This window comes from Pontibacter litorisediminis, assembly GCF_029360645.1.
GTDB lineage: Bacteria > Bacteroidota > Bacteroidia > Cytophagales > Hymenobacteraceae > Pontibacter > Pontibacter litorisediminis.
In genome coordinates this window covers 50,949-77,627 of the sequence record NZ_JARDUA010000003.1, presented here as the reverse complement: position 1 = coordinate 77,627, position 26,679 = coordinate 50,949, and the positions used below count along the sequence as shown (strand labels likewise).

Sequence of the window (26,679 nt, the reverse complement as noted above, 5' to 3'; positions counted from 1 at the left end):
GCTTCCGATCAATAAGTATCCTTTTAAGCTTAGAAACGCTCGTCGGCGGCGAAGAAGAAGTCGCCTTCGATCTGTGCGTTCTCGTCTGAGTCGGAGCCGTGCACAGCGTTTGCCTCGATAGACTTGGCATATTTCTTACGGATAGTGCCTTCCTCCGCCTGAGCCGGGTTAGTGGCGCCAATCAGCTTGCGGAAATCCTCTACCGCATTGTCTTTCTCCAGGATCATCGCCACGATAGGGCCAGAGGACATGTACTTTACCAGGTCGCCGTAGAACGGACGCTCTTTGTGCACCTCGTAAAACTTGCCTGCGCGCTCCTCAGTCAGCTTTGTCTTCTTCATCGCCACAATACGGAAGCCGCCTGCCTCGATCATTTGGGTAATGCCGCCAATATGGTTTTCTGCCACCGCATCAGGCTTAATCATGGTGAATGTCTTGTTTCCGGCCATGTTCTCTTTTTACTTTATCGTTTATAATGTCTACTTTAGCCTGCAAAAGTAGCGCATTTCAGCCAATATTGGTACACTTTTCCGCTAACTTTAGCAAACTGCCCGCGATGCGCAGCGGGGCCACTGCCTCGGTAAACACGCCTACTGTTGCTTTAGACGTATTTTATTCAGAAATTCGCGCCTTATATCCTTAAAAATCAGAGGATTTATACGTACCCTATGCATGATATCAACGCTCTGAAAGAGCTTTTGAAAGAGCCTAAAGAGGTGATGATCACCACACATCACAAACCTGACGCTGATGCGCTGGGCTCTTCACTTGGCTTGGCCGGCTACCTGAAAAAGAAGGGGCACCGCGTAACGGTCATCACGCCGTCGGATTACCCCAGCTTCCTGAACTGGATGCAGGGCAACGACGATGTGATGGTATATTCGGCGCAGAACGATGCCCTGGTACAGCGTATCATCCAGGAGTCGCAGGTGATCTTCTGCCTTGACTTTAACAACCTATCGCGCATCAACGAGATGGGCGAGTACATTCGCCAGGCCAACGGCACCAAGGTGCTGGTAGACCACCACCTGCAGCCGGAGGACTTCGCCGACCTGGACTTTGCCAACACCAACGCTGCCGCTACCGCCGAGATCGTGTACGACCTGATTAAGGCGATGGGCGACGGCGAACTGATCGACACGGGCATTGGCGAGTGCCTCTATGCTGGCATCATGACCGATACCGGCTCGTTCCGCCACCCCAGCACCTCCCAGAACGTGCACCTGATCATTGCCGACCTGTTGCACATCGGTGTGAACACTTCGAACATCCACCGCCTTATTTACGACAGCTCTTCGGAACTGCGCCTGCGCTTTCTGGGTTATGCCCTGAAGGACAAGCTGGTGGTGCTGCGCGAGTACAATACCGCCTACATCGCCATTACGGCAGACGAGCTGAAGGCCTACGATTCCAAGACCGGCGATACGGAAGGCCTTGTAAATTATGCCCTTTCCATAGAGGGAATCGTTTTTGCGGCCCTGATCATCGACCGCTCGCAAGCCGTGAAGATGTCGTTCCGCTCCGTGGGCGACTTCTCGGTTAACGAGTTTGCCCGCGCGCACTTTAACGGGGGCGGCCACAAGAACGCAGCTGGCGGCATGTCGCTGGACTCCCTGGAGAGCACCGTAGCCAAGTTCGAGCGCCTGCTGCCGCAGTACAAAGACCAGCTGCAGCACGCCACAGACAGATAAAACCTTACTATCAAACCATACTAGATGCTATCTAAAACTAAATTCATGCTGCCGGTTCTGGCCGGAGCATTAGCGTTGCAGGGATGCAACAAAGGCAACGACGATTTCCATACAACGGCCGACGGCCTGGAGTATAAAATCTACGAGCAGACCGGCAAAGGCGAGTATAAGTACAAAGGCGAGGTTGCTGCTGACGACACCACCAGCGGCGCCAAAGAGGGCCAGTTCATTGCCTTCCACTGGCAAATCCTGAACGCGGATGACTCTGTTTTTGTAGACACCCGCAACAACCCACCGCACCTGCCAATGGTAATTCCGGTGATGGCCCCTATGATGAAGGGTGGCCTGGAGGATGCCGTGATGATGCTATCAGCCGGCGACAGCGGCGTGTTCCGTATGAATGCCGACACGGTGTTTACGAACATCTTCAGAAGCCCGCTGCCTGAGCACGTGAAGCCCGGCTCCGACCTCACCTTCCGTATCAAGAACGAGCGCATCATGAACCGTGCTGAGGCCGAGACCTTCCAGCAGGAACTGATGCAGCGCTACCAGGAGGAATCCAAGGCCCGTGCTGAGAAGCAGATCAAAACAGACGACGAGAAGATCCAGCAGTACATCAAGGAGCAGAACCTGGAGAACGTGCAGAAAACCGAATCCGGTGTGTACTACATCGTAACAGAGCAGGGCAAGGGCGAGAAGCCGGAGGCTGGCGACGTGGTGGCCGTACACTACAAAGGCACCCGCCTGGATGGCAAACAGTTCGACTCTTCTTATGACAACCCGATGGCCGGCGGCGAGCCGATCCGTTTCCCGATAGGCCAGCAGCGCGTTATCAAGGGCTGGGACGACGCCATTGCCGAACTGAACAAAGGCTCTAAGGCTATCCTGCTGATTCCTTCACCGCTTGCTTATGGCGAGCAGGCGCCAAGCCCGGACATCCCGGCCAACACCATCCTGCGCTTCGACGTGGAGCTGGTTGACATTGAGAAACAGCCAAAACAATAAGCGACAAGTATGATTTCTATTTTAAAGAGCAACAGAGGCGGCCTGCGACAGGCGCTTCTGCTGCTTTTCATAACACTTGGTTTTGCTGCCTGCAAGAAAGATAACACACCGCAGCGGGAGAAGGACGACAAGCAGATACAGCAGTACTTCCAGGCCAACGGCATAGACCCTGCCACTGTAACCAAGACCAGCAGCGGTTTATACTACCAACAACAGCAAGCAGGCACCGGCGACAAAGTGTTTCCGGGCGATAGCGTTGTTGTACATTATACCGGCACTTTCCTGAACGGCACCAAATTCGACTCCAGCGTTGACAGGGGGAAACCCTTTGAGTTTAAAGTTGGAGTAGGTGGCGTTATCCCTGGCTGGGATGAAGGCTTGCCTTACATGAGAGAAGGCGAGAAAGCCCGTTTGTTCATCCCATCCCACTTAGGTTATGGCCGCATGGGCGGTGGCTCAGTTCCACCAAACTCCCCTCTGATTTTTGAGATTGAGGTACTGGAGATTCTGCCCTAAGTATACTTGATCAACAGCAACAGAAAAGCCGCCAGGGTATACTTTCCCGGCGGCTTTTTTTATACTTCAGGATGTATACTTTATACTTCTGTTACTCGGCCAGCACCTCCGAGAGAATAGCCAGAGATTTTACCTCCCCCAGCCTGTCTACGTGCAGCTGGTAGTAGCGGATGAGGATGTCGAGCAGCTCGCGGCGCACCCGGCCGTTGGGGATGGTGGCATAGTCAGGTTCCTGCAGCAGCTCATCGAAGTACTTCTCGTGCACCTGCATGGCCAGTACCGTGGGCGCAGAGCTTGCCGCCTGCGCGTTCGGCGAGAAAGCCACCTGCTCCACCACCTCCGCCCCAGAGCTCGGCGCGAAGCCCAAATGGAAGCTCAGCTGCAGCAGGAACACCAGATGGAAGTTCTCAAAACCGCGCTCCATCTCATCAAAGGTGGTAATGGCCTTGTACAGGAAATGGAACAGCGGCAGGTTCTCCTCCTCCTCCTTTACCGTGCGCGACACCACCTCCGACAGGAACAGCACGATGCTGCTCTTGCGGATATCAAAGGGAATGGAAACCAGGGAATAGTCGGTTTTGAACTCTGAGATGCGCGAAAGGCCGCCACGGTGGGAGGAATACACCACCATCTCCAGCAGCGTGAACGGCTGAAACAGCGCCACGCGCGAGCCATTGCCCTTCTTGCGCACGCCGTTAACCACATACGACTGCACGCCCAGCGCCTCTGTATAGATTTTGGTGATGATGGACGTCTCCCTATACTTGATGTTGTTGAGAACGATCCCCCTTGTCTTGACTAACATTTACTCCAGTACGGCTATTTTACTGATACAGGTTTGCTCGCCATTGCTGCTCAAGACCAGGTACACCCCGGCCTTCACACGGTTGCCGTTGTAGTCGCGCACATTCCAGGCGAAAGTGCCGCCATTGGCCTGCCCTTTGTACACCAACGTGCCCGCCACATCTGTGATACGCACATCGGCATTGTTTGGCAAACCGGAAACCCCCACTTCTCCGGTAAAATCCGGGCGCACCGGGTTCGGGAACACCATGGCGCATTCGGGCTTGCCCTCGGTGATGGTAGCGTTGGAGCGGAAAGAGGCTACACCGGCATCGGTGGCCACAAACACCTCCCCGGTCTGGTGCTCCACGCCTACCGCATAAACTTTATCTGATGGCAGCGGGCTGTTTTGCGCAGTGAAGTGGTGGATCTGCTCATCGCCGTACGCGCTGAAAAGCCAGAGGCCGTTGTCGGTGCCAACCCACTTGCGGTTCGCGCCGTCCACGGCTATGCTTCTGACAACCTGCCCGTTCAGCAGCGGCCGCCCATCTATTATAGGAATGCGGGCATCGTAGCGCCCCGGCTCAAAAACCAGTGCCGTGTTGTAAAAGATACCGACACCGTTCGCCGTGCCTACCCAAATATCGCCGTTAAAGTCTTTGGCCACACTATAAACAGCGCCGCTCGGTAGGCCGCCGTTCCCCTCGCCTATGCCCAGTGTTTTGGTGCGGTTCTGCTGCTCGTCGTACACCACCAGGCCGCTGCGCGTGTTCCCGCTTCTGGAGATGGACAGCCATTTCTGCCCATAGTCATCCAGCACCAGCAGGTTGAAGTTACTGGCATCCGGAGTGCCTGCTAAAGTATAAGACTGCCAGCTGCCGTCGGGGCCTAGCCGGTGCAGTCCGGGTGCGCCGGGTTGCTGGTTAGGATTCACTGCCCATACATTGCCCTGGAAATCTACGGCCACATCCGTAACCCTTACTTGCCCGGTAGCGACGGTTGGCAGCAACGGACTATTCTGTGCGTTGTAAAGAGTGCCTTTCTCCGGCCCCTCCCACTCCACCAGCCCACTGCCGTAGCTGGCCAGGTATAACTTATTGGTGGTGAGGTTGAGCATGCCGCTTACCAGGTCCTGCCCCGCTACAAAGGAAGGCTGAGGATACAGCGCACGGTTAAAACTCTGCCACTGGCCGTCGCTGTAAGTATAGAAGCCGTTCCAGCTGTTGAGAGGCTCATAGTTCTCTGTGTAGCCGCCACTCAGCACGTACACTTTGCCGCCATAAGTATAAATCCGGAAACCGTCGCTGGCGTAGGGGCCGCCCGGCGCAAAGGCAGCGGCATCGGTGCTACTCAGGCTCATCTTTACCAAACCCTTTGCCTGGTCGGCCAGCCATACCTGGCCAGTGGCTGTGGTGATGGCCTCGTGGGGCTGCACAAGCAAGGCATGACTTAAGGTATATACCTGGCCGCCTTTATCCAGCACCTGCACCCCCTCGGCGGAGGTGATACTTAGGTAGGCATCCGTGGCATTCATGCTTTGCACCGCCGCCCCGGCCGACAAAGCCGTTTCGCTCCAGCTACCGCTGCGCAAGGTATAAACACCGGTGCCGGTGCCCGCATACAGCTGCCCCCCGAAAGCCGCCAGACTTGTAACCACTGTGCCATCTGGCAAGCCACTGCTCTCGTTTCTCCAGCTTCGGAAATCCTGTAGGTTTGCCCCGGACAGTGGCGCAGAAAGTATACCGAGGCTGGTGGCCAGGTAGATCTTATCTCCAAGTATGGCTACATCGGTGGCATTTATACTTTCGCCGTTGGGGCCGAGGCTGCTGTAAGTGTCTTTTACCTCGCGCTTCTGCAGGTCCAGCACCACCACACCAAAACTGGAGGCCAGGTAGGCTAGCTTATTATGGGTATAAATGCGGTTGATCTTCTTCTCTCCGGGGATGCTCTTCCGGAAAATGTCGTTGATGGCGTGGATGCGGTTGCCCTGCAGCAGGTCTACTTTGGTGTTGTGGTAGGCAATGATAAGTGTGCTGGCGCCTTCGTTAAAGGCAATGTCGCTGATCTGCTGCTCACTCAGCCCGTCAACCTTGGTGATGGTTTCGGTGGTGTTGAACTCGGCATCATAGAAGAAAAGCCCCCGCTCGGCGGCCAGGTATACTTTGTCGCCGGCCACGGCCACGGCCCTGCCCTGGTGGTAAGGCACGTGCACCTGCCAGCCGCCTATCGGCACCTGGCTCTGCGCCACACTGCTCCAGCACAGCCACACCAGCAGCAGGCAGGGCAAGCATTTAGTGCGATGGGCAAGTACTATTTTTCGGACAAAGGACATCTTGACAAAGGACAAATGACTATGTTAACCTGAGCTACGCGTGTTTCTATCCGCCAAGGTATACCTGTTTTCAATTTGAGGCAGCTACGTGAGCTGCCCCTGTACTTCGGCCACAGGTATTTACATTTCTCTATACTTCCGCAACTATAAAATCAGCTTTTCTTCTGCTTCATGCCCTCCAAAAAGCAGTGGCGGCAGCGGGCCTCGTAAGAGTCTGTCTCGCCCAGCAGCACCTGCTTCTCGTCGGCGGCGTTTCGGAAGGAGTAGTTGGCAATGTCGCCGCACTGCACGCACACGGCGTGCACTTTGGTCACGTACTCGGCCACGGCCATCAGCGCCGGCATCGGGCCGAAGGGCTTGCCGAGGTAATCCATATCCAGGCCGGCGGCAATGACGCGCACGCCGCTGTTGGCCAGCTTCACGCATACTTCGGCCAGACCCTCGTCGAAAAACTGGGCCTCGTCTATGCCTACCACATCGCAGCTGCCGCCCAAAAGCAGCATGTCCTGGGCAAAGTCTATCGGCGTGGAGCGTATGGCGTTGGCGTTGTGCGACACCACATCCTCCTCATGATAGCGCTTGTCTACGGTAGGCTTAAAAATCTCGATCTTCTGCCTGGCGATCTTGGCACGGTTCAACCTCCTGATCAGCTCCTCGGTCTTGCCCGAAAACATAGACCCGCAGATCACCTCAATCCAACCCTTTCTATGAACGTGGCTTTTGTTGCCTACGCGTGGTTCAATAAACATTTATACTTGATGTGCTAATGTGATAATAGGCTAATGTGCTGCTGCGGATAATTGTAAATCAGGATTTACAATATAAAAGACGCAACGGATTGCGCCTCTGCAGCTTTTTAATCTTCTAACTCTCTAACTACTATAGCTCATGTGCGGCAGCTTGGTTTGCTCGGGCACTTTCCCGATAATTTCGCCGCCGGGCAATGTACATTGGCAGGTCAGCCGTTCGTTATCCTTTAGGCGGCCCCTGTCGCGGTAGCGGATTTCGGCAGCCGTAAGCGGCCCGGTGTGCTCCATCCCCTGCAACACAATAATGCGGCAGGTGGTGCAGCGGCCTTTCCCCCCGCAGGCGTGCATCCAGTCGGTGCCTACAGCCTGCAGCGCCTTCAGCAGCGTTTGCCCCTCGGCCACCGTTACCTCAAGGTTCGCAAGGTTTTGCACCTTTAACTTCGGCATAATTTTATAACTTTACAGGAGAAAGCGACAGCAATGGAAGACAAATATAATCAATTACGCCTGGAACGGTACAGCAAAGAGCTGGCAAATCTGCTTTGCGACCGTCACTTTGCCTCTCACGACACCCTGAACGGCCCGCAGCTGATCAGTTTCACGCCCATCAAGCAAGTTAACCTGTTCGTGATTAAAGAGCTGCTGCTGAAGTGGCACCACGAGATGGCCAACCTGCGCAGCCCCTACTTTGATTATGAGCACGAGGAGGTAAAAGAAGCCCTGGTGAACTTTATGAACGTGCTCTCGCGCAAGATCCTGATGAAGCGCAACGCCTTTGAGCCCCTGCTGCAGAAGGCCATCTACGACACGTTTTTGGTGGTGCTGGCCCCGGTTCCCACTTTCGAGGAGAAGTTCCTGCGCATACAGGAAGAGATCACGCTGCCCAAGCTGCAGGAAAACCTGAAGTACATTGACATTGACAAACGCCTTTTTGCAGGTTTCGTAGATACGCTCTCGCCAAGCAGCCGGGACCGCGAGTATATCCTGAGCCGCTTTAAGCTCTATGTGAACGCTAACCAGGAGATGCGCATGCCGCTGCACCAACTGGTGGAGCAGTTTAACGCGCTGCTGCCAATCACCGAGGCCGAAATCACGGAGCAGGCCAAGGCGCCATCATTCCTGGACAAGCCGGATCGCCCGGCGGCCAAACCAGCTCCCGCCGCCCCTGTGCAGGAGAAGGACGTGGTGGCCCCCATACACACAGCCCAGCGAGAGGCTGCCGCCGCCCCTGTGGCGCGCCCGGCTATGTACAAAGACGAGGACGACGAGCTGGAGGAGGCGGCAGCCAACGTGCGCCCAACCCTGAACGACAACTTCCGCAAGGCGGCACCGTCGTCGCTGGCCGATGCGCACAGCAACCGCAAGATCGACTCACTGAAAAACTCGATCTCAATCAACCAGCGCTTCAGCTTTATCAACGAGCTGTTCGACGGCGATAACCTGAGCTACTACCAGACCATCCAGACGCTGGATAATTTTAACGATGCGGAATCGGCGATGCAATACGTGACCGGCACCCTGGCCAGCAAGTACGACTGGAGCAAAAAGCAGGACCACGTACACAAGCTGCTGCGCCTGATAGAGCGCAAGTTTTCCTAAGCTGCTAAAGCACAAAGTATAACGGGAGCCGCTGCCAAAACAGCGGCTCCTGCTGCTTTCAGGCAGTTTCCCGCTGCGCAACCGCCGCCGCCTGCTGCAAGGCTGGCAAAGTATAAGTAAAAGTTTGGCAACACGGCTAAAAGTGCATCCGTAGGCATTGCAAATAAAGGCACGAAGTACTAATTATGCACTTTGCTTTGTGTGCTGCCTTAGCAAACCGCCCCGTCCCCACTCCTAAAAAGGCGGGCAAAAAGTAGCAGCGGCCTGACACAAACAGAGTTTTAACCCGTAACAACTAAAAAGCAACCTGATTATCAGCCATGAGAGACGATTTTGACTACGATGACGACTTCGCCTATAACGATTTCGACGATGAGGATGAGGATGATGACTTCGGAATGACGTTTGAGGAGGATTTATACCTGATGATACGGGAGAAGCTCCGCGACACCATTCAGGAGTACAAAAGCCAGTACCCTGCCCTGAAAAAGCTGGAAAGCGCCGTTAGCTCGTTTAAGGTGAACGCCAAAAACACGGATGACTCTAAATTCTACCCGCTGGCGGCCAAGCTCCTGAGCGAGCACATCAAGCCCCTGGCGCAGGACTCGGAGGAGATTCAGGAGATCTATGACAATATGCAAACCGATATTGCCCGCTTTAAAAACCAGCGCGCGCATGGTTACGAGGGCGAGTTATACCTGACGGCCTAGCCCGTTGGTAAAATTTAACTGCAAAGCCTGGGCTGCTCTTTTGGCAGCCCAGGCTTTTTTATGCCTGCCTCTCACAGCAGCGAACCTGCCTGACAGGCACGCCCCTACCTTCTGACCACGCCCGCACGGGTGCCTTTTGTTTTGTGCTCCGGCGGGCAATATACTGGCACCACAAACGTATTATCGCTATATTTAGGCGCCTAAACACTGCCGCAACTGCAGAAAGTGAGGCGTTTCTACTTATTTTGAAGACGTGAACGCATATCAACTAAAAATAAAACAGGTCTTAAGCGAGGTAAGCAAGGTGGTGGTGGGCCAATCCTATATGGTGAACCGCCTGCTGATCGGCCTTTTCACCGGCGGCCATATTCTGCTGGAGGGCGTGCCCGGGCTGGCTAAAACACTTACCATCAACTCCCTGTCCAAGGCGCTGCACCTCGACTTCCAGCGCATCCAATTTACCCCCGACCTGCTTCCCTCGGACCTTATCGGCACCATGATCTACAACCAGAACGCCTCTGTTTTCGAGGTGAAGAAGGGGCCGATCTTTGCCAACCTTATACTTGCCGACGAGGTGAACCGCTCCCCTGCCAAGGTACAGTCGGCGCTGCTGGAGGCCATGCAGGAGAAACAGGTAACCATTGGCGAGACGACTTACAGGCTGGACCTGCCCTTCCTGGTGCTGGCCACCCAGAACCCCGTGGAGCACGAGGGTACTTACCCGCTGCCTGAGGCGCAGGTAGACCGCTTCATGATGAAGGTATACATCGATTACCCTAAAAAGGAAGACGAGCTGGAAATCATGCGCCGCATGGCCAACATGAGCTTTACCGACACGGTAGCCAAGGTGCTCTCCAAGGAAGACATTTTCGCCATCCGCAACGAGATAAACCAGGTGCAGATCTCCGAGACGCTGGAGCGGTACATCATAGAGCTGGTGTTTGCCTCCCGCCGCCCCGCCGACTACGACCTGCTGGAGTTTGCGCCCTACATTCAGTTTGGGGTTTCGCCAAGGGCAAGCATTGCCCTGAACCGTGCCGCCAAGGCCGTTGCTTACTTCGATAACCGCGATTACGTGCTGCCCGAGGACATAAAGGAGGTGGCTTACGATGTGATGAACCACCGTATCATCCTAAACTACGAGGCTGAGGCCGACGGCATCCGCACCAAGGACTTTATTGAGTCTATACTTCGGAAGGTGCCGATCAGCTAGAGGAGCATCCATAACACTGGCTAGGCCTCTCCCGTACCAAAACCTCCCGTTGCACCCTGCTGCAGCGGGAGGTTTTTAACATTTATACTTTTGTAAGAACATGTGGAGAGGACTACTGAAACTATACTTCCTGCGGAAACTGCTGGGCGGCGGGGGCAGAACTGGCGGCGGGGGCAGAACTGGCGGCAAGGGCGGCTGCGGCTGCCTGGGCGTGGTAGCACTAATAACCATTGTGGTGGTAGCCTTTCTGCTGCTGCGCTCCTGCGGCGGCGATGCGCCTACCTCTACCTTTTAGGGCAAAACAAAAAACCCGCCTTTCGGCGGGTTTTCGCAGAGCGGGAGACTAAGCCGTCTGCTTCTGGTTGCCACGATGCTTCTCACCAACACATGCACAACCAGTAACTTCAGTCTTGTTAGTAATCGGTGTTCTGCGGGTCGAAGTTTGCCCAGCCTGCAGTCCAGTCGGTCGTGCCGAAGGCTCCTACGTACTGCACCTGCTCAAATCCGCTCAGGTTCGTGAAGGAGGCACCGGAGAGCAGCTCTGAGCCAGAACCTGGCAGCAGGGTTGGAGCGCCGTTCTGCTTGTAGGAGTTCTCCACCTTCACGTCTGTGTTGGCTGCTCTCAGCATGTTGCTGTTTGTGTCAAACCAGTTTTGGATGTTGAAGCTGCTTCCGGAGGCAACTTTCAGAGGAGTAGCCGACGCTACCACATAGTTGTTCTTAAAGTTCAGCTCGTTGTTTGTAGCACCACCCTCCACGGCAGACCCGTCCAGGTAAATGCCTGTTGGCCAACCGGCTATCACAGAGTTGTAAACAGATATTTTGGTGTTCTTCTTGAAGTGGATGCCGCTACCGTAGTTAGAGTTGGCAGTTGTGCTTGCTGTAGCCAGTGGCCCGAACAGGCTCACGTTAGAAAATCTGGCAGTGGTGTTAGGAGTAGCTGTATCGCCGGCCTTGTTGTTATCAGACTCAAAACCGTTGGACTTAGATACGTCAGCCACGCTAGGATCGCTGATACCTACTGCGAATTGGATCGTGCCTGCGTAGCCGTTGTCGGTATCAAACATATCGTCTACCGTTTTGTAGGCGATCAGGTGCTTTGCGTTTACTGTACCGCCGAACCACTCAAAAGAGTCGTCACCGCTGTAAGACACCTGCACATAATCCACCTCCGTGCCGCTTCCTACGCCCCCGAACGTGATCCCGTTGATCTCGTTGTCTGGCTGATATGCGATCCCGGCAAACTCAACGCGCACATACTTCAGCACGCCCGAGTTATCGGCAGCCTGGTCTCCGCCATACATTCTGTCCACGCCGCCTTCAATGGCTGCATTGCTGCCAAGGTTTACAGGAGCTTTACCAAGTATGATCAACCCGCCCCAGTCCCCGGCAGCGCGCGAGCCTTTTTCTTGGTTAGATGTAAAGACGATCGGCTTATCCGCCGTACCGCGGGCGATGATCTGCGCACCGCGCTCAATGATCAAAGACCCTTTCGTTGTTTTATCACCTTTTATGATGGTACCTGGCTCAATCGTCAGTTTTGCGGGGGCCTGTACATAAATAAAGCCTTTCAGCAAATATTTCTTATCAGCCTTAAGCGTCATGTCAGAAGTGATAGCACCGCTCAGTTCCACAACTTCCGTTGACTGATCGATTGGAGCCGGTGTAGAACCGTTGTCATCGTCGCAGGATACGTTGGCAACACCAAGTAAAGCGAGCAGTAAGAATGTGCTGAGTTTTTTCATTGTTAATAAAGGTTTGGGTTGAAAGGTTATGGATTGCGTTTTATACTTTGTTAGAATTTGTAGTTGACACCGAGCGTGGTGTAGCTACCGCGCCTGAACTTGATAAAGTCCTCGTCTGTGCCGTCGACCTTGGCGTCGCGGTTAGAGTCCTGGATAAGCCTTTCCTGCTGGTTCAGGATGTCCTGCACGCCGGCTTTCAGCTCAAAATGCTGGCCCAGGGCCTTGGTCACTGACAGATCGAGCACGTTGCGTGGCATCTCGTACACCGTTGGCGCCTGGTCGTCGCCTACCGTGAAGATGCGCTTGCCGATCACGTTGTAGAGCAGGTTCACCTGCAGGTTCCGCTCATCATCCTGATAGTAAAGGCCGGTGTTCACAATGAAAGGCGACTGGCCGTACATGGCCCTGTTTCGCTCCTGCCCTTCCGACTGCTCGCCCAGGTCTACCTTGCTTTCAATAAGGGAAGCATTGAGCACCAGGCTCAGGTTCTGGATAAAGCTGCTGTTGGACAGGTTCAGGAACGACTTCCGGATCTCTGTCTCGATACCGTAACTCTGCGCATTGGCGGCGTTACCTGGCCTGTAGATCGGGTTGCCAGAAGTTGGCAGGCTGTAGATCTCGATCGGGTTCTTAAAGTACTTGTAGAATACACCCACAGAAAGTATCTCGGTCGGGTTCGGGTAGAATTCGTAACGCAGGTCCGCGTTGTGAATGGTGGCCGTGGTCAGGTCCTTGTTACCCTGTATCTCGGCGTTCAGCTGGAAATCGTAGTAAGCAAACGGTGCCAGCTCTCTGAACTCGGGGCGGTTCACGCTCAGGCTGTACCCGCCTCTCACCAGCGACCGCTCGTTAAAGTTGTAGGTGGCGTTCAGGGAAGGCAGCACGCTGGTGATCGGGTTGTTCACCTCCAGCTTGGCACCACCATACTGCGAGGAGGTGAGTTGCTGTTTGTTATGCTCTACCCGCACACCGCCTGACAGATTCAACTTATCGTTTACCGGCAGGTTACCGCCCACATAACCTGCTACCAACAGGCCAGAGGCATCATACTTGTCCGTCGGGTTCGTGCCTTCCCGTAGCCTGAAGCCAGACTGGCTGATGTTCTCCGGGCGGAAAAGCTCTGCCAGTGGCAGCGTCAACAACCTTTCATTGAGCTGTGATGGGTCAGAAGCCGTGTAAGACATCCAGCGGGCATCAAAAGACCTGGCTTTGTTTTCGGCATAAAAACCGGCTCTTAGCTTCGGCTTGGCTTCTGAAAGTGTGTCCTTGCCTGCAAAGCTGTGCTCTACCTGCCCGCTTGCCATTACCGTGTTCTCGTGCATCTGAGAATAGAAGCGGCCTGCATCAAAGGTGTTGGCGGCATAAGGGATCACCCAGCGGAAAGGCTCCTCGCTCCCAATGTTACGCTGCGACCTGACGCGCTTGTAGTTCGGCTCGTTACGATTGGTGTAGTTATAGCCTGCCGTCCAGGTATAGGTGGTGCGCTCATTGTCGGCATCATGTGTCCCCTGCAGCTGGCTGGAGTAAATGGTTCTGCTCTCGTAGCGTTGGGCGATGTTTCGCACGTCTACGTCCTTGCCTTGCAGCTCCTGCCCTACGCGTTCAATCACCTGCGACTGGCCCAGTTGGTTGAACAGGTTCCGGAACTCGATCTTGTTGTTATTATTTAGCCGGAAGGCCCAGTTGCTGATCACGCCCAGGCGGGTGTTCTGGCTCGACTCGGTATCGAAGTACCTGTACTCCAGCGGGCTGCGCTGCTGCTGCTCATCAAAGGCGGTGTAGCGGTACCGCTCCGCCTCAATTAGCTGGCTGGTATTGCTGTAAGAAAGCGCCGTCAGGTTGCTGGCCTCTGTATTACCGAGGAAGAAGCGGCGCGTGAGACCAAAGGAAAGGCGAAGGTCCGGCAAGGCATGTTTGCTCTTGATCGACCAGTCGCTGTCGAGCTGCTTGGCTGCGTTAACCAGGCTCTCGCCACTGACATTGTCCAAGTGCGACGGGAAGGAACCGGGTAAAGCCCTTTTTCCATTGTCAAAGCCCAGGAAATCGGTGCTGCTGCCTTGCTGTGTGCGGATCGTGTTGAACGTGGTGCCGCCACGGTAGCCGCCTGAAACACCCAAGCTTGTGGTATTCTCGCTGGCGAAGTTCTTCGTGTATACTTTGATCACCCCGCCCCCGAACTCGCCGGGCAGCTCCGGTGAACCTGATTTGAATACCATTATCCTGTCCAGCACGCTGGTAGGAAGAATGTCGAAGGAGAAGGCGCGTGAGTCCGGCTCGGTGCTTGGCGTCAAAGCGTCATTCAGCATTACGGTATTATAACGCTCGCTCAGGCCCCGAATCATGATGTAGCGGTCGTTCATCACGGTTACACCTGGTATGCGGCGTACTACCGCCGCCGCGTCACGGTCCAGCGACTTGGCGATCTGCTCGCCGGCCACACCGCTCACCACTACCTCGCTCTGGCGTATGCTCTCCAGCACAGCCATTTCGGTATTGGTCTGGCGGGTACCAACTATCTCCACTGTCTGTATCTGGGTGGTGTTTTCCTCTAGCTGCACGTTCAGCTCCTTCACCTGCCCCGCCGTTACCTGCACGGCCTGCTCGTAAGGCTTATAAGAGAGAAAAGTAACAGAAATGTTGTGGGTGCCCGCCTCCAGGGGCAGCGTGAAGTTACCCTCGTAATCGGTGGTAGTGCCTTTAGGGGTGCCTTTGATAAAGACGACCGCCCCGATAACCTCTTCGCCGGTTAGCTTGTCTGTGACCTTGCCTTTTAAGGTGCCTTGCTGGGCAAAGCCGCAAACGGTGGCGGCCAGCATGGTGAGAAACGTGAATAAAGCTTTCATGGAAATACTGTTGTTTAGTCTCGCTGCAAAAGTAGAGCGGCTACTTTACCTGATGTTTAAGGCGGGATTATGCTACAGTTAAGTATCGCAGCGGTTTGTTACGCAACAGTTACTGCACTTTTATGCATATTTTACCACAGTATTACCTCAATATTAAGTATAGCTGATTTCCAGTGTTTTCACGGCCTTTGCCCAAACCACGGGGTTTTACACCTTCATTTACAGGGCTTCCACCAAATTCCTGAAAAAGGCGAACCCACTGAAAGCTTAACATTTGCTTAACATTGCGGTAAAGCAGCAGTAATAGTAATGCAGTTATTTTGCCCCATGATTTCGAGGGTCTTATTTGCTGCCTCTGACTAAGGCAGCCACAAGGCTTTGAAGAGTGGGCCGGCGCCTGCAGCCTGACTAACTGGGGGCACCGGAGGAGCAATAAAAGTGCTTGCTTCAGATTCTGCTTAGATTCTGAAAGTATACTTGGAGAGGTATATGGCAAAAACTGATATTAGCCACACCACTAAGACAATGTTTCTCACCAAACAAACAAGTACCGTGTATAAAAAGCTAAGAAGCGCACTTTTGGGAGCTCTGGGCTGCCTGGCACTAAACACAGCGGCAGAAGCACAGACTGTTAACAACACTAAATTTGGCAAAGGCCTGCAATTTATAGCCGCCGACTCCTCCTTCAGCCTGAAGTTCGGAACCCGCTTTCAGATGCTTTACCAGGGCGTGGTAAACGGCAACGACCAAATAGAAGATCGCTTCCTGATCCGTAGAGCCCGACTTAAGTTCGACGGCTTTGCCTTCTCTCCGAAACTAGAGTACAAAATAGAACTGGGCTTAAGCAACAGCGACATTGGCTCGGATAACCCGGCCATGACAAATAACGCCGACAACATCATACTGGACGCGGTAGCTAAGTGGAACTTCTCCCCTGGCTGGGAGCTGTGGATAGGGCAAGCCAAGCTCCCGGGCAACCGCGAGCGTGTGGTCTCTTCCCAAAAAATGCAGTTTGTAGACCGAAGCCTGCTCAACGCACAGTTTAACCTGGACCGTGACGCCGGTTTGCAGTTGCACCACGCGCACCAGGCTGGCCGGGCGGTTATCCGCGAGAAGCTGGCCTTGTCTATGGGCGAGGGCCGCGACATTACCGTGAACAACGCGGGTGGCTACAACTACACTGCCCAGCTGGAGGTATTGCCTCTTGGCGAGTTTGAGGGCGAGGGCGAGTATGTAGGCGGCGACATCTACCGTGAGGAAACGCCAAAGCTGGCCATAGCCGCTTCTTACGACTTTAACGACAACGCCTCCCGCGCCAGGGGCCAGCTAGGTGACTTCCTGGTAGGCCAGCGCGACCTCCACACTTTCTTTCTGGATGCCATGTTTAAGTACAGCGGCTTCTCGGCCATGGGCGAATACGCCTACCGCAACGCCCCCAATGGCCCCGTGGTAGCCAGAACCGAGACAGGCCAGGTGGAGGAGACGTTCACCACAGGCGATGCGCTTAACCTGCAGGCGGGCTATATCTTCAAAAACAACTGGGAGGTTGCCGGGCGCTACACCACTTTCAACCCAGAGAGTGCCACAGGCATCAGAGCGCAGGACCAGTATACCCTGGGCCTGTCCAAGTACATCGTAGGCCATAGCCTAAAAGTGCAGAGCGACCTGACGCTGCAGCAGGTTAGTGGCCGCGACAACAGCTACATGTTCAGGCTGCAGATGGAGGTTGCCCTTTAACGGTAAGCCTGCGGCGCATTCATAACTACTTACAAGGCATCAAAGTATAAGGCAGAAACCGATGCCAGCAAAACAGATTAATATCTAACATTATAACTAAACACTGGCTTATGTTAAAGTTTAAGCTTAATCAACTAAACGCCGCCGTTCTGGTGGGGGCTACGATGTTGTTCAGCGCCTGCGGTGGCGGGTCTGAGCAGGCAAACGGCGGGGATAACCTGTCGGGTAGCGTGCAGATAGACGGATCTTCCACAGTATACCCTATTACGGAGGCCGTGGCGGAAGAATACCGCGCTGAGGCCCCGGACGTAAGAATAACAGTAGGCGTCTCCGGGTCAGGCAGCGGCTTTAAGAAGTTCAGCAGAGGCGAGATCGATGTCTCCAACGCCTCCCGCTCCATCAGTGCCGAAGAGGCGAAAATAGCCGAGAGCAACGGGCTTTCTTTTGTAGAGCTGTCGGTGGCTTATGACGGGCTTACCGTGGTGGCGCACCCTGAGAACGACTGGGTGAAAGAGATTACCGTGGCGGAGCTGAAGAAGATCTGGGAGCCTGCGGCGCAAGGCACGATCACACGCTGGAACCAGATACGCCCCGAGTGGCCCGACCAGGAAATTCACCTGTATGGCCCGGGCGTGGAGTCCGGCACCTATGATTACTTTACAGAGGCCATCGTGGGCAAGAGCCACTCCAGCCGCGGCGACTTTACTGCCAGCGAGGACGACAACGTACTGGTGCAGGGCGTGTCTACCGACAAGTATGCGCTGGGTTTCTTTGGGTTTGCGTACTACGAGGAAAACCAAGACAAGCTGAGAGCCATTCCGGTAAACAACGGCAACGGCCCCGTGCTGCCATCCATAGAGACCGTGAAAGATGGCTCGTACGCCCCGCTCTCGCGCCCGCTGTTTATATATGTGCACTCTAAGGCTGTGGAGCGCCCAGAGGTGGTAGACTTCGTGAACTTCTACCTGGAGAATGCCGGAGCGCTGGCCGAAGAGGTAGGCTACATCCCCCTAACGGACGAGCAGTACAGAGAGCAGCAGCAGAAGTTTGAGCAGTTCGTTTCTGGTAAAGGAGAGGCCACTGCCCAACAGCAACAGTAATCTAAAAGACCTACAGCCTAAGTACAGCTGCCCCCGAGTCCGCTGCACTTAGGCTCCATAAAATAAACAGCACCTTGAGAGCATCCGAAAAAATAATCGAGGGCTTGTTGTGGTTATCAGCCGTAATCACGATCCTAATTACCGTTGGCATCATCTGGGTGCTGCTTTCTGAGTCCATCAGCTTCTTCAGCGAAGTTTCTATCGTAGAATTTCTGACAGAGAAGGAGTGGACGCCCCTTTTTGCCGACAAGAAGTTTGGTATTATGCCCCTGGTGGCGGGCACGCTGCTCACCACCTTTGTGGCCATCGCGGTGGCCCTCCCTATTGGCCTGACCATCGCCGTTTACCTGAACGAGTACGCCCACGCCCGCATGCGGCAAATCGTGAAGCCTCTGCTGGAGGTGCTGGCCACCATCCCGACGGTTGTGTACGGCTTCTTCGCTTTAACAGTGGTTACCCCCTTTCTGCAAAGTTTTATCCCTGGCCTGGCTGGCTTCAACGCCTTATCGGCAGGTATCGTGATGGGCATTATGATCATCCCGATGATCTCCTCGCTCAGCGAGGATGCCATCAGCGCCGTGCCCCGCTCGCTGCGGGAAGCGGCGTATGGCATGGGCTCCACCAGGCTGCAGACATCTTTCTGGGTCATGGTTCCGGCCGCCTCGTCGGGCATTGTGGTATCGGTTATACTTGCCATCTCCAGGGCAGTGGGCGAAACCATGATCGTGGCCATTGCCGCCGGCCAGCAGCCCCGCCTCACACTAAACCCGCTGGTGCCCATCGAAACCATCACCACCTACATTGTGCAGGTAAGTATGGGCGACGTGCCACAGGGCTCGCTGGAGTACAAAACGATCTTCGCGGCGGGCATCACGCTGTTCATCTTCACGTTCGCCCTGAACAACCTCAGCTTCTGGATCAAAAAGAAATACCAGGAAAAGTATGACTAACTCTGAAAAAAACAGGTTAAAGGATAAGGCCTTCCAGGTGTTCGGTATCTTCTGTACCTTCATCGGGCTGGTAGTGCTGGCCGTTTTCCTGATCGACATCATCATTGAGGGAGTGCAGCGCCTGGATTGGGACTTCCTGAGCAGCCTGCCTTCGCGCAGGGCCAGCCGTGCCGGTATACTTACCGCTTGGGTAGGCACGCTTTGGATACTGGTGCTTACCACCATCATCGCCTTTCCGCTGGGAGTGGCAGCAGGCGTATACTTAGAGGAGTATGGAAAGAAGAACAAGTGGGCTAACTTTCTGGAGATAAACATCGCCAACCTGGCCGGCGTACCGTCCATCATCTACGGTTTGCTGGGCCTGGAGATCTTCGTGCGCCAGATGCGCCTGGGGGGCAGCCTGTTGGCCGGTGCGCTCACCCTGTCGCTGCTCATACTTCCGATCATCATCGTAACCACCCGTGAGGCCATCAAAGCCGTGCCGCGTAGCATCCGCGACGGCTCTTTTGCCCTGGGCGCCTCTAAGTGGCAAACAGTGTGGCACCAGGTGCTGCCAGCCTCCTTCGGGGGCATACTGACGGGCATTATCCTAGCGTTATCCAGGGCAGTGGGCGAGGCGGCCCCACTGATCGTGATCGGGGCGCTGGCTTACGTGCCGTTTACGCCTGCCTCGCCGCTGGATGAGTTTACCGTGCTGCCGATCCAGATCTTTAACTGGACCTCCAGGCCGCAGGAAGCCTTCCTGACGAACGCAGCGGCGGCCATCATTGTATTATTGATCATCACTTTCCTGCTGAACGGCATCGCCGTTTACTTGCGCAACAAGCAGCAGAAAAAGGTTAAGTGGTAAACACCTCATGAGTAAGAAAATAAAACTGGAGGCAAAAGACCTCGACGCATACTACGGCGACTTCCACGCGCTCAAGCACATCAACATCGCCATGGAGGAGAAGGCTGTTACCGCCTTTATTGGGCCATCTGGCTGCGGCAAGTCCACGTTCCTGCGCACCTTTAACCGCATGAACGACTACATCGACGGCTTCCGGGTGGACGGCAACATCCTACTGGACGGCAGGAACATCTATGACAAGGAGGTGCGCGTGGATGAGCTGCGGAAGGAAGTGGGCATGGTGTTCCAGAAACCGAACCCCTTCCCCAAAAGCATTTTCGAGAACGTGGTGTATGGCCTGAAGATACAGGGCATCAAGAAGAAGTCGGTGCTGGAGGAGGCTGCGGAGCAGTCGCTGCGCCACGCCGCCCTTTGGGAGGAGGTAAAGGACAAGCTCGACAAGTCGGCCCTGGCCTTGTCGGGGGGGCAGCAGCAGCGCCTGTGCATTGCGCGCGCGCTGGCCATCTCGCCTTCGGTGCTGCTGATGGATGAACCGGCCTCGGCCCTGGACCCCATCTCCACGGCCAAGATCGAGGAGCTGATCTATGACCTGAAAAACGACTACACCATCGTGATCGTGACGCACAACATGCAGCAAGCGGGCCGCGTAAGCGACTATACTGCCTTTTTCTACATGGGTGAGCTGGTAGAGTACAACAAGACCAAGACCATGTTCACAAGCCCGAAAGACGACCGCACGCAGAATTACATCACAGGCCGTTTCGGTTGATCTAGTTATACTTTGCGCCCTGTATTTTGTAGATTCTCACCCTCAATAATCAAATCGACATGCCACAATTAGATACCGAGTTAAACCGCCTCAAGTCCAAGCTCCTGGAGATGTGGGACCTGGTGGAGTACCAGCTGCAGGCTGGCAGGGAGGCCATGCTAAAGGCTGATGTAGAGCTGGCCAAGCAAGTGATCAAGCGTGACCGCAAGGTAAACCAGTTCGACATCAAGATAGACCGCATGTGCGAGAACTTCTTCGCGCTGTTCACGCCGGTGGCCGTGGACCTGCGCCTGGTGCTGGCTGTGCTCAAGATCAACTCTAACCTGGAGCGCCTCGGCGACACGGCCGAGGGTATTGCCCGCTTTGTGAAGAAGCTGGAGGCTCCCGTGAACCCGCAGCTGCTGGAGCTCACCAAAGTGGTGCACATGTATGACGAGGCCCTGAAGATGTTTGCCGACTGCCGCACCGCCTTCCAGAACAACAACACCGAGCTAGCCAAGGCCATCATCAAGCACGACAAAACACTGAACAAGATCTACCGCAAGTCTGACGTTACCGTAACGCAATACATGTTCGAGAACCCGGACAAGATTTCCGAGGCGCTGGCTGTGCTGTCCATCATCAAAAAGCTGGAGCGCGTAGGCGACCAGGTGACCAATATTGCCGAGGAGATTATCTTCTACCGCGATGCCAAGGTGGTGAAGCACCGGTCTGACAAGAAAAAGAAGAAAAAGGAGGACTAGGCTGCTCCCGCTAGTATAAAGCACGCAAGAAGCACGGGCCACAGCGGTCCGTGCTTTTTTATTTGCCCGGATTTTCAGGATCTGGGAGGGCGAGCGGGAGGAGGCTTACCACCACACCTTTAAAGTATAAAGCACCGGCGCCCTTACTTTCTAACTTTCTAGCCTTCTAACTTCCCAATCTCTTCGACTTTCTAATGATTTGTGCCTTACCTTTGCGGTAAAATATAAGAGACGTGCTGTTTAAAGAGATTTTATACCTGATCCGGAAGGACCTGGTGCTGGAGTGGCGGCAGAAGTACGCCCTGAACGGCATGCTGCTGTACGTGGGCAGCGTGGTGTTTGTGTGCTACCTCAGCTTTGGCATGCGCCCGAACATACTCGTGGCACCGGTCTGGAACGCGATGCTGTGGATCATCCTGCTGTTTGTGTCGGTTAACGCGATTGCCAAAAGCTTTCTGCAGGAGAACCGCGGGCGGTTGCTGTACTTTTACTCCATTGTCAGTCCGCAGGGCATCATCCTGGCCAAGATCATCTACAACACCCTGCTGATGCTGCTACTGGCCATCATCTGTTTTGTGTTTTATGGCTTTGTGCTGGGTAACCCGGTCGAGGACGTGCCCATGTTCCTGCTCTCCATCCTGCTGGGCGCGATCGGCTTCTCCACCTCGCTCACCATGATCTCGAGCATCGCCAGCAAGGCCGCCAACAGCAGCACGCTCATGGCCATACTCAGTTTCCCGGTGATCGTGCCGATGCTGCTCATGCTTATTAAGATGTCGAAAAACGCCATGGACGGCCTTGCGCGTAGCGCCAGCCTCGACGAACTGCTCACCCTGCTCGCCATAAACATGATTGTCGTCACTGTTTCTTATATCTTATTCCCGTACCTTTGGCGTTCGTAACGGTGCAGATGCGGGAAACAAGCGCCCGGGTAACAGACAGGCTATGTTATACTTGTATCGGCAAGAAACAGAACAAATTAAAAGATTTAAGTGTCTCTTGTATGTAGGGTGCAGCACGGAGGTTCACCAAACCTGCAGTCCCTGTGTACTTAGCTTATGGAAATGAAAAAGAATTGGTGGAAAGTGCTGGCAATAGTGCTACTGGTGTACACCGTAGTGGCCGGTATGCTTACTGAAGTGCCACGGCTGGCTATCCTGAACGAGACCATCCGCAACCTGTACTTCCACGTGCCGATGTGGTTCGGCATGATCCTGATCCTGCTTGTCTCGGTGGTGTACTCCATCCGGTACCTTCGCTCCCCTTCTGTAGAGAACGATGTGATTGCCTACGAGGCGGCCAAAGTGGGAATCCTGTTTGGGGTGCTGGGTATTGTAACGGGTATGGAGTGGGCCAAGTTTACCTGGGGCGAGTATTGGAGCAACGACCCGAAGCAGAACGCCTCGGCCATTGGTTTGCTCATCTACTTTGCTTACCTGGTGCTGCGTAGTTCCTTTAACGAGCAGCAGCAACGCGCCCGTATCAGCGCCGTGTACAACATCTTCGCGTTTGCCGCCCTTATCCCGCTGCTCTTCATCCTGCCGCGCCTTACCGACTCGCTGCACCCTGGCAACGGCGGTAACCCCGGCTTTAACACCTACGACCTGGACAGCCGCCTGCGCATGGTCTTCTACCCTGCCGTTATCGGCTGGGCATTGCTGGGCATCTGGATCGTGAACGTGAAATCAAGATTAGAAATACTGAGACAACGCTTATATGAAACTGTTTAGAATTCTGGCTCTGTGGTGCTTTATACTTGGCGCCGCCGCTGGCCTGCAACCGGCACAGGCCCAGCCTGGCCAAACAACGGAGGTTGAGTTCTCGTCAGCCCCGCAGACGGATATCGAGATGGCGGACACCCTGCGCCAGGACGGTAAGATCTATGTGGTGGTGGTCGTGCTGCTAACGGTGCTGGTGGGCACTATCGCCTACCTGGTAACTATAGACCGCAAGGTAAGCCGCCTGGAGAAGCAACTGAAGGATGACCTGGTAAACAGGTAAAACCAGCCCTTTAAAGAGTTTAAATAGTTTTTTGCACGATGGATTTAAAATGACCTGTCGTGTGTTAGGCTAACAACGAAAGAGTATCCATACTTTTACTAAGATGAAAAAGACACACATCATCGGTATTTTAGTGATCGCTGTCGCTATCGTTATCATTATGTCTTCAGTGGGCGATGCCAGCACCTACGTATCTTTCGGCGAGGCCATCGAGCGTGCCGATGACGGCGACATGACCAAGGTACACGTAGTGGGCCGCCTGAAGAAGGATGAGCAGGGCCATATCGTGGGCATGAACTATGACCCGCTCCAGGACCCGAACTACTTCTCGTTTATGCTGGTGGACACCAACCGCTATGAGCAGAAGGTAGTGTACTTTAACCCGAAGCCACAGGACTTTGAGCGCTCAGAGCAGGTCGTGATTACGGGTAACATGCAAAATGATGTGTTTGTGGCCGATAAGATCCTACTCAAGTGCCCGTCTAAGTACGTGGAGACCGAGATAAAAGACGGGAAAACCGCAGGCCTGTAAATTAAGTTTTGGAGCCAATGAGTTTAGGAGTTAAAGAAGTGTTAGCTCCAAATTACTCTTACTCCCAAACCCTCTAACTCTTTAACTCTCTAACTTTCAAAAATGATTAATACGCTGATTGGGGATATTGGCCATGCGAGTGTGATTGTGGCTTTTGTGGCGGCCATCGTGTCCTCTTACGCATACTTTATGGCATCCCGTGCCAAGGTAGAGCTTTCCGGCGACGATAGCTGGCATAAGATGGGCCGCTGGGCTTTCTATGTGCATAGCGCCGGTGTCATGATGATTATCTTCACGCTCTTTAACATCATCTACGAGCACCGCTACGAGTACTACTACGCCTGGAGCCACTCCTCCAACCACCTGCCGGTGCACTACATGATTTCCAGCTTCTGGGAGGGCCAGGAGGGTTCTTTCCTGCTTTGGGTTTTCTGGCATGTGGTGCTGGGTGTGGTGCTGATCAACAGCGGCAAAAGGAACAAGGCCTGGGAAGCCCCGGTAATGGGTATGTTCTCATTCGTGCAGCTCTTCCTGACCTCCATGATCCTGGGTGTGGTGATCGGCGACCTTAAAATAGGCTCCTCTCCTTTCATCCTGATGCGCGACTTCATGCCAGACACGCCGGTGTTTGCCATGGACCCGAACTTTGTTCCTGCTGACGGTACCGGCCTGAACCCCCTGCTGCAGAACTATTGGATGGTGATTCACCCGCCAACGCTGTTCCTGGGCTTTGCCGCCACGCTGGTGCCTTTTGCCTTCGCAATGGCCGGCCTGTGGAAAGGCAAGTTCCACGAGTGGATTAAGCCTGCGCTGCCATGGTCGCACTTTGCGGCGGTGTCACTGGGTATCGGCATCATGATGGGTGCTTACTGGGCCTATGAAACATTGAACTTTGGTGGCTACTGGAATTGGGACCCGGTGGAGAACGCCGTGTATATTCCGTGGTTGGTTCTGGTGGGCGCTATCCATACCATGATTGCCTACAACCGTGGCAAGTCGGGCCTGAAGGCCTCCTTTATCCTCGTCATCACCTCATTCATACTTATCCTGTATGCCACTTTCCTTACCCGAAGCGGCATCCTGGGCAACGCCTCCGTACACTCATTTACAGACCTGGGCCTTTCGGGGCAGCTATTTACTTACTTAGCGGCTTTTGCCGTGCTGGCGGTTGGCCTGTTGGTGTACCGCTGGAAGAGCATCCCAACCACGGAGAAAGAGCTTACCACTTACAGCGGCGAGTTCTGGGTGTTCATTGGGGCCATTGTGCTGTGCCTTGCGGCGTTCCAAGTGCTGTTCACGACCTCTATCCCGGTTTATAACTCGTTCTTAGGGTTTATCGGTATCGAGTCTAACGCCGCCCTGCCTGCCGACCAGATCGCGCACTATACCAAGTTCCAACTATGGGGCGGTGTGGCCGTGGCCATACTTACCGGTATTGGGCAGCTGCTGTGGTGGCGCAAAGGCGAGAAGGGCAACTTCATAGATGCCATCACGCTGCCGGGCATGCTCACGCTGCTGTTTGCCAGCTTAATCATCGTGCTTTCCAAAATGGGCATGCTGCACGAGACAATTGATAACCCGGTCTTCATCATCCTGCTGGTATCGGCGCTGTTTGCCGTGTTCGCTAACCTGAGCATCATCCTGAGCCTGCTGCACAAGAAGATCACGCTTTCCGGCGGTGCGGTGGCTCACATAGGCATCGCCCTGATGCTGCTAGGCATCCTGTTCTCCTCGGGTTACGATAACATCATCTCCCAGAATACTTCTGGCATGGTATACTCCCGTGAGTTCTCGGACGAAATTAACCGCGATAACGTGCTGCTGTGGCGCAATACCCCTGTAGACATGGACCGATACACTGTAAGCTACCATGGCCAGTTCCAGGAGGTAATTGGTGTGCCGGGTTATGTGAACCGTGAGCTACTATGGCCTACCCCAGACCCTTATAAATCCATTGCCCGCGGCCAGATCAAAGTAGGAGACAAACTCTACTTTGAGACAGGTGATACCTTGGATATGTACTCTCCGGAAAACACCTTCTATGAAGTGCAGTACAAGGAGCGTGAGGGCGACAAGACATTTACGCTTTATCCACGTGCCCAAGTGAACCCGAACATGGGCTTGCTGGCCTCGCCGGACATCAAGCATTTCGCTAGTATGGACCTGTATACCCACGTGTCTTCTATTCCGGACCCGAACGAGGAGAAAGACTGGGGCGAGCTGCAGGAGTATGACTTGGCCGTAGGCGACACCATTATCCTGAACGACTATGTGGCGGTGTTCAATGGCGTTGAGAAAATCAACCAGGTGCCGGGCGTGGCGCTGAAAGCTGGCGACGTTGCCGTACAGGCCGACCTGAAGATTTACGGAGAGCGCAAGGATTACCACGCACACCCGGTTATGCTGATCAAGGACCAGATGGTGGGCCGCGTTCCGGAGGAAGTTGCCGATCTTGGCTTACGCCTCACGTTCCTGAGCATCGACACCGAAAACAACACGTTCAAGATTGGGGTAAATGCCTCGCAGAAGGATTACATCATCCTGAAGGCAGTGGAGAAACCATTCGTGAACATCCTCTGGATCGGCACGATCGTGATGTCGATTGGTTTTGTGATGGCCATTGTGCGCCGCAAGGAAAGCGGGCCTAAAGCCAAAGCAGCCGCTCCTAAAGAGACGAGGGAAGTACAGGCTGCGTAAGCAAGCTGGCATTCATATAATAAAAAAGGCAGACGACATCGTCTGCCTTTTTTATTAGCTTTGCTACAGAGGTTTTACCAACCGGTAAGAAGAAAGGGAATTCTCTTTGGAGAG

Annotated in this window: 25 protein-coding genes; 18 read left to right on the top strand and 7 right to left on the bottom strand. The window is 54.4% G+C overall.

Annotation, left to right across the window (positions count from 1 at the left end):
• Positions 1 to 29: 29 nt before the first annotated feature.
• Positions 30 to 449, bottom strand: coding sequence for a nucleoside-diphosphate kinase (locus PXG97_RS10170; protein WP_276497652.1), 420 nt, complete (start codon positions 447 to 449; stop codon positions 30 to 32).
• A gap of 219 nt (positions 450 to 668) precedes the next feature.
• Here PXG97_RS10170 and PXG97_RS10165 point away from each other — a divergent pair, with 219 nt between their 5' ends.
• Genes PXG97_RS10165 through PXG97_RS10155 form a run of 3 tightly spaced genes read left to right on the top strand, consistent with a single transcriptional unit; the run spans position 669 to position 3,212 of the window.
• Positions 669 to 1,691 (top strand): DHH family phosphoesterase, encoded by a 1,023-nt coding sequence (locus tag PXG97_RS10165; protein ID WP_276497651.1) that lies wholly within the window; start codon positions 669 to 671, stop codon positions 1,689 to 1,691.
• A 24-nt stretch (positions 1,692 to 1,715) separates the two neighbouring features.
• Positions 1,716 to 2,696 carry an FKBP-type peptidyl-prolyl cis-trans isomerase gene (locus PXG97_RS10160; RefSeq protein ID WP_276497650.1) on the top strand — a complete coding sequence of 327 codons (981 nt, stop codon included), beginning with the start codon at positions 1,716 to 1,718 and terminating at the stop codon, positions 2,694 to 2,696.
• Between the two features lie 9 nt (positions 2,697 to 2,705).
• Positions 2,706 to 3,212, top strand: a complete 507-nt coding sequence (locus tag PXG97_RS10155; protein WP_276497649.1) for an FKBP-type peptidyl-prolyl cis-trans isomerase — start codon at positions 2,706 to 2,708, stop codon at positions 3,210 to 3,212.
• Positions 3,213 to 3,303: 91 nt separating this feature from the next.
• Here the strand turns inward: PXG97_RS10155 and recO are convergent, their stop codons facing one another.
• From recO to PXG97_RS10135, 4 genes are all read right to left on the bottom strand, one after another.
• Positions 3,304 to 4,017 carry a DNA repair protein RecO gene (gene recO / locus PXG97_RS10150; RefSeq protein ID WP_276497648.1) on the bottom strand — a complete coding sequence of 238 codons (714 nt, stop codon included), beginning with the start codon at positions 4,015 to 4,017 and terminating at the stop codon, positions 3,304 to 3,306.
• On the bottom strand, positions 4,018 to 6,282 hold the full coding sequence (gene porZ / locus PXG97_RS10145) for a type IX secretion system anionic LPS delivery protein PorZ (protein ID WP_276497647.1): 2,265 nt from the start codon (positions 6,280 to 6,282) through the stop codon (positions 4,018 to 4,020).
• 197 nt (positions 6,283 to 6,479) lie between these two features.
• Positions 6,480 to 7,076: a thymidine kinase gene (locus PXG97_RS10140; RefSeq protein WP_276497646.1), complete on the bottom strand. Its 597-nt coding sequence runs from the start codon at positions 7,074 to 7,076 to the stop codon at positions 6,480 to 6,482.
• 123 nt (positions 7,077 to 7,199) lie between these two features.
• Positions 7,200 to 7,523 (bottom strand): 2Fe-2S iron-sulfur cluster-binding protein, encoded by a 324-nt coding sequence (locus tag PXG97_RS10135; RefSeq protein ID WP_276497645.1) that lies wholly within the window; start codon positions 7,521 to 7,523, stop codon positions 7,200 to 7,202.
• Between the two features lie 33 nt (positions 7,524 to 7,556).
• Here PXG97_RS10135 and PXG97_RS10130 point away from each other — a divergent pair, with 33 nt between their 5' ends.
• The 4 genes from PXG97_RS10130 (at position 7,557) to PXG97_RS10115 (ending at position 10,893) form a co-directional block, all read left to right on the top strand.
• On the top strand, positions 7,557 to 8,675 hold the full coding sequence (locus PXG97_RS10130; RefSeq protein ID WP_276497644.1) for a hypothetical protein: 1,119 nt from the start codon (positions 7,557 to 7,559) through the stop codon (positions 8,673 to 8,675).
• A 320-nt stretch (positions 8,676 to 8,995) separates the two neighbouring features.
• Positions 8,996 to 9,385 carry a hypothetical protein gene (locus PXG97_RS10125; RefSeq protein WP_276497643.1) on the top strand — a complete coding sequence of 130 codons (390 nt, stop codon included), beginning with the start codon at positions 8,996 to 8,998 and terminating at the stop codon, positions 9,383 to 9,385.
• A 253-nt stretch (positions 9,386 to 9,638) separates the two neighbouring features.
• Positions 9,639 to 10,598 (top strand): AAA family ATPase, encoded by a 960-nt coding sequence (locus PXG97_RS10120; RefSeq protein WP_276497642.1) that lies wholly within the window; start codon positions 9,639 to 9,641, stop codon positions 10,596 to 10,598.
• Between the two features lie 100 nt (positions 10,599 to 10,698).
• Positions 10,699 to 10,893 carry a hypothetical protein gene (locus PXG97_RS10115; protein ID WP_276497641.1) on the top strand — a complete coding sequence of 65 codons (195 nt, stop codon included), beginning with the start codon at positions 10,699 to 10,701 and terminating at the stop codon, positions 10,891 to 10,893.
• 118 nt (positions 10,894 to 11,011) lie between these two features.
• Here PXG97_RS10115 and PXG97_RS10110 read toward each other — a convergent pair whose 3' ends face one another.
• On the bottom strand, positions 11,012 to 12,343 hold the full coding sequence (locus PXG97_RS10110; RefSeq protein WP_276497640.1) for a T9SS C-terminal target domain-containing protein: 1,332 nt from the start codon (positions 12,341 to 12,343) through the stop codon (positions 11,012 to 11,014).
• Positions 12,344 to 12,393: 50 nt separating this feature from the next.
• Positions 12,394 to 15,186, bottom strand: coding sequence for a TonB-dependent receptor (locus tag PXG97_RS10105; RefSeq protein WP_276497639.1), 2,793 nt, complete (start codon positions 15,184 to 15,186; stop codon positions 12,394 to 12,396).
• A 489-nt stretch (positions 15,187 to 15,675) separates the two neighbouring features.
• On the opposite strand from PXG97_RS10105, the gene PXG97_RS10100 reads away from it, so the two are divergent.
• The 11 genes from PXG97_RS10100 (at position 15,676) to ccsA (PXG97_RS10050) (ending at position 26,565) form a co-directional block, all read left to right on the top strand.
• On the top strand, positions 15,676 to 16,923 hold the full coding sequence (locus PXG97_RS10100; RefSeq protein WP_276497638.1) for a porin: 1,248 nt from the start codon (positions 15,676 to 15,678) through the stop codon (positions 16,921 to 16,923).
• A gap of 110 nt (positions 16,924 to 17,033) precedes the next feature.
• Positions 17,034 to 18,023, top strand: coding sequence for a PstS family phosphate ABC transporter substrate-binding protein (locus PXG97_RS10095; protein ID WP_276497637.1), 990 nt, complete (start codon positions 17,034 to 17,036; stop codon positions 18,021 to 18,023).
• Between the two features lie 74 nt (positions 18,024 to 18,097).
• Entirely contained in the window at positions 18,098 to 18,973 is an 876-nt protein-coding gene (gene pstC / locus PXG97_RS10090) for a phosphate ABC transporter permease subunit PstC (RefSeq protein WP_276497636.1), read from the top strand.
• On the top strand, positions 18,966 to 19,823 hold the full coding sequence (gene pstA / locus PXG97_RS10085) for a phosphate ABC transporter permease PstA (protein ID WP_276497635.1): 858 nt from the start codon (positions 18,966 to 18,968) through the stop codon (positions 19,821 to 19,823). Before pstC ends, pstA begins: the two co-directional genes overlap by 8 nt.
• Before the next feature lie 19 nt (positions 19,824 to 19,842).
• Entirely contained in the window at positions 19,843 to 20,592 is a 750-nt protein-coding gene (gene pstB, locus PXG97_RS10080; RefSeq protein ID WP_276498261.1) for a phosphate ABC transporter ATP-binding protein PstB, read from the top strand.
• A 59-nt stretch (positions 20,593 to 20,651) separates the two neighbouring features.
• A complete protein-coding gene (gene phoU, locus PXG97_RS10075) occupies positions 20,652 to 21,335 on the top strand; it encodes a phosphate signaling complex protein PhoU (RefSeq protein WP_276497634.1) in 684 nt (227 codons plus the stop codon).
• 236 nt (positions 21,336 to 21,571) lie between these two features.
• Positions 21,572 to 22,237: a heme exporter protein CcmB gene (locus tag PXG97_RS10070; RefSeq protein ID WP_276498260.1), complete on the top strand. Its 666-nt coding sequence runs from the start codon at positions 21,572 to 21,574 to the stop codon at positions 22,235 to 22,237.
• Positions 22,238 to 22,399: 162 nt separating this feature from the next.
• A complete protein-coding gene (gene ccsA, locus PXG97_RS10065) occupies positions 22,400 to 23,065 on the top strand; it encodes a cytochrome c biogenesis protein CcsA (protein ID WP_276497633.1) in 666 nt (221 codons plus the stop codon).
• A complete protein-coding gene (locus tag PXG97_RS10060) occupies positions 23,052 to 23,336 on the top strand; it encodes a CcmD family protein (protein WP_276497632.1) in 285 nt (94 codons plus the stop codon). The genes ccsA (PXG97_RS10065) and PXG97_RS10060 overlap by 14 nt, the downstream gene beginning before the upstream one ends.
• Before the next feature lie 103 nt (positions 23,337 to 23,439).
• The gene (locus PXG97_RS10055) at positions 23,440 to 23,868 is read left to right on the top strand and encodes a cytochrome c maturation protein CcmE domain-containing protein (RefSeq protein ID WP_276497631.1); all 429 of its coding nucleotides are present in this window, start codon (positions 23,440 to 23,442) and stop codon (positions 23,866 to 23,868) included.
• Positions 23,869 to 23,970: 102 nt separating this feature from the next.
• A complete protein-coding gene (gene ccsA / locus PXG97_RS10050; RefSeq protein WP_276497630.1) occupies positions 23,971 to 26,565 on the top strand; it encodes a cytochrome c biogenesis protein CcsA in 2,595 nt (864 codons plus the stop codon).
• Positions 26,566 to 26,679 lie beyond the last annotated feature (114 nt).

Coding starts and splice junctions, on each gene's coding strand:
- ccsA (WP_276497633.1), top strand. CDS start 22,400: ATGAAAAAGAATTGGTGGAAAGTGCTGGCAATAGTGCTACTGGTGTAC.
- PXG97_RS10095 (WP_276497637.1), top strand. CDS start 17,034: ATGTTAAAGTTTAAGCTTAATCAACTAAACGCCGCCGTTCTGGTGGGG.
- PXG97_RS10155 (WP_276497649.1), top strand. CDS start 2,706: ATGATTTCTATTTTAAAGAGCAACAGAGGCGGCCTGCGACAGGCGCTT.
- PXG97_RS10170 (WP_276497652.1), bottom strand. CDS start 449: ATGGCCGGAAACAAGACATTCACCATGATTAAGCCTGATGCGGTGGCA.
- PXG97_RS10135 (WP_276497645.1), bottom strand. CDS start 7,523: ATGCCGAAGTTAAAGGTGCAAAACCTTGCGAACCTTGAGGTAACGGTG.
- PXG97_RS10060 (WP_276497632.1), top strand. CDS start 23,052: ATGAAACTGTTTAGAATTCTGGCTCTGTGGTGCTTTATACTTGGCGCC.
- PXG97_RS10100 (WP_276497638.1), top strand. CDS start 15,676: ATGGCAAAAACTGATATTAGCCACACCACTAAGACAATGTTTCTCACC.
- PXG97_RS10125 (WP_276497643.1), top strand. CDS start 8,996: ATGAGAGACGATTTTGACTACGATGACGACTTCGCCTATAACGATTTC.
- pstA (WP_276497635.1), top strand. CDS start 18,966: ATGACTAACTCTGAAAAAAACAGGTTAAAGGATAAGGCCTTCCAGGTG.
- PXG97_RS10160 (WP_276497650.1), top strand. CDS start 1,716: ATGCTATCTAAAACTAAATTCATGCTGCCGGTTCTGGCCGGAGCATTA.
- PXG97_RS10140 (WP_276497646.1), bottom strand. CDS start 7,076: ATGTTTATTGAACCACGCGTAGGCAACAAAAGCCACGTTCATAGAAAG.
- recO (WP_276497648.1), bottom strand. CDS start 4,017: ATGTTAGTCAAGACAAGGGGGATCGTTCTCAACAACATCAAGTATAGG.
- PXG97_RS10105 (WP_276497639.1), bottom strand. CDS start 15,186: ATGAAAGCTTTATTCACGTTTCTCACCATGCTGGCCGCCACCGTTTGC.
- phoU (WP_276497634.1), top strand. CDS start 20,652: ATGCCACAATTAGATACCGAGTTAAACCGCCTCAAGTCCAAGCTCCTG.
- PXG97_RS10110 (WP_276497640.1), bottom strand. CDS start 12,343: ATGAAAAAACTCAGCACATTCTTACTGCTCGCTTTACTTGGTGTTGCC.
- PXG97_RS10115 (WP_276497641.1), top strand. CDS start 10,699: ATGTGGAGAGGACTACTGAAACTATACTTCCTGCGGAAACTGCTGGGC.
- ccsA (WP_276497630.1), top strand. CDS start 23,971: ATGATTAATACGCTGATTGGGGATATTGGCCATGCGAGTGTGATTGTG.
- PXG97_RS10055 (WP_276497631.1), top strand. CDS start 23,440: ATGAAAAAGACACACATCATCGGTATTTTAGTGATCGCTGTCGCTATC.
- PXG97_RS10165 (WP_276497651.1), top strand. CDS start 669: ATGCATGATATCAACGCTCTGAAAGAGCTTTTGAAAGAGCCTAAAGAG.
- PXG97_RS10130 (WP_276497644.1), top strand. CDS start 7,557: ATGGAAGACAAATATAATCAATTACGCCTGGAACGGTACAGCAAAGAG.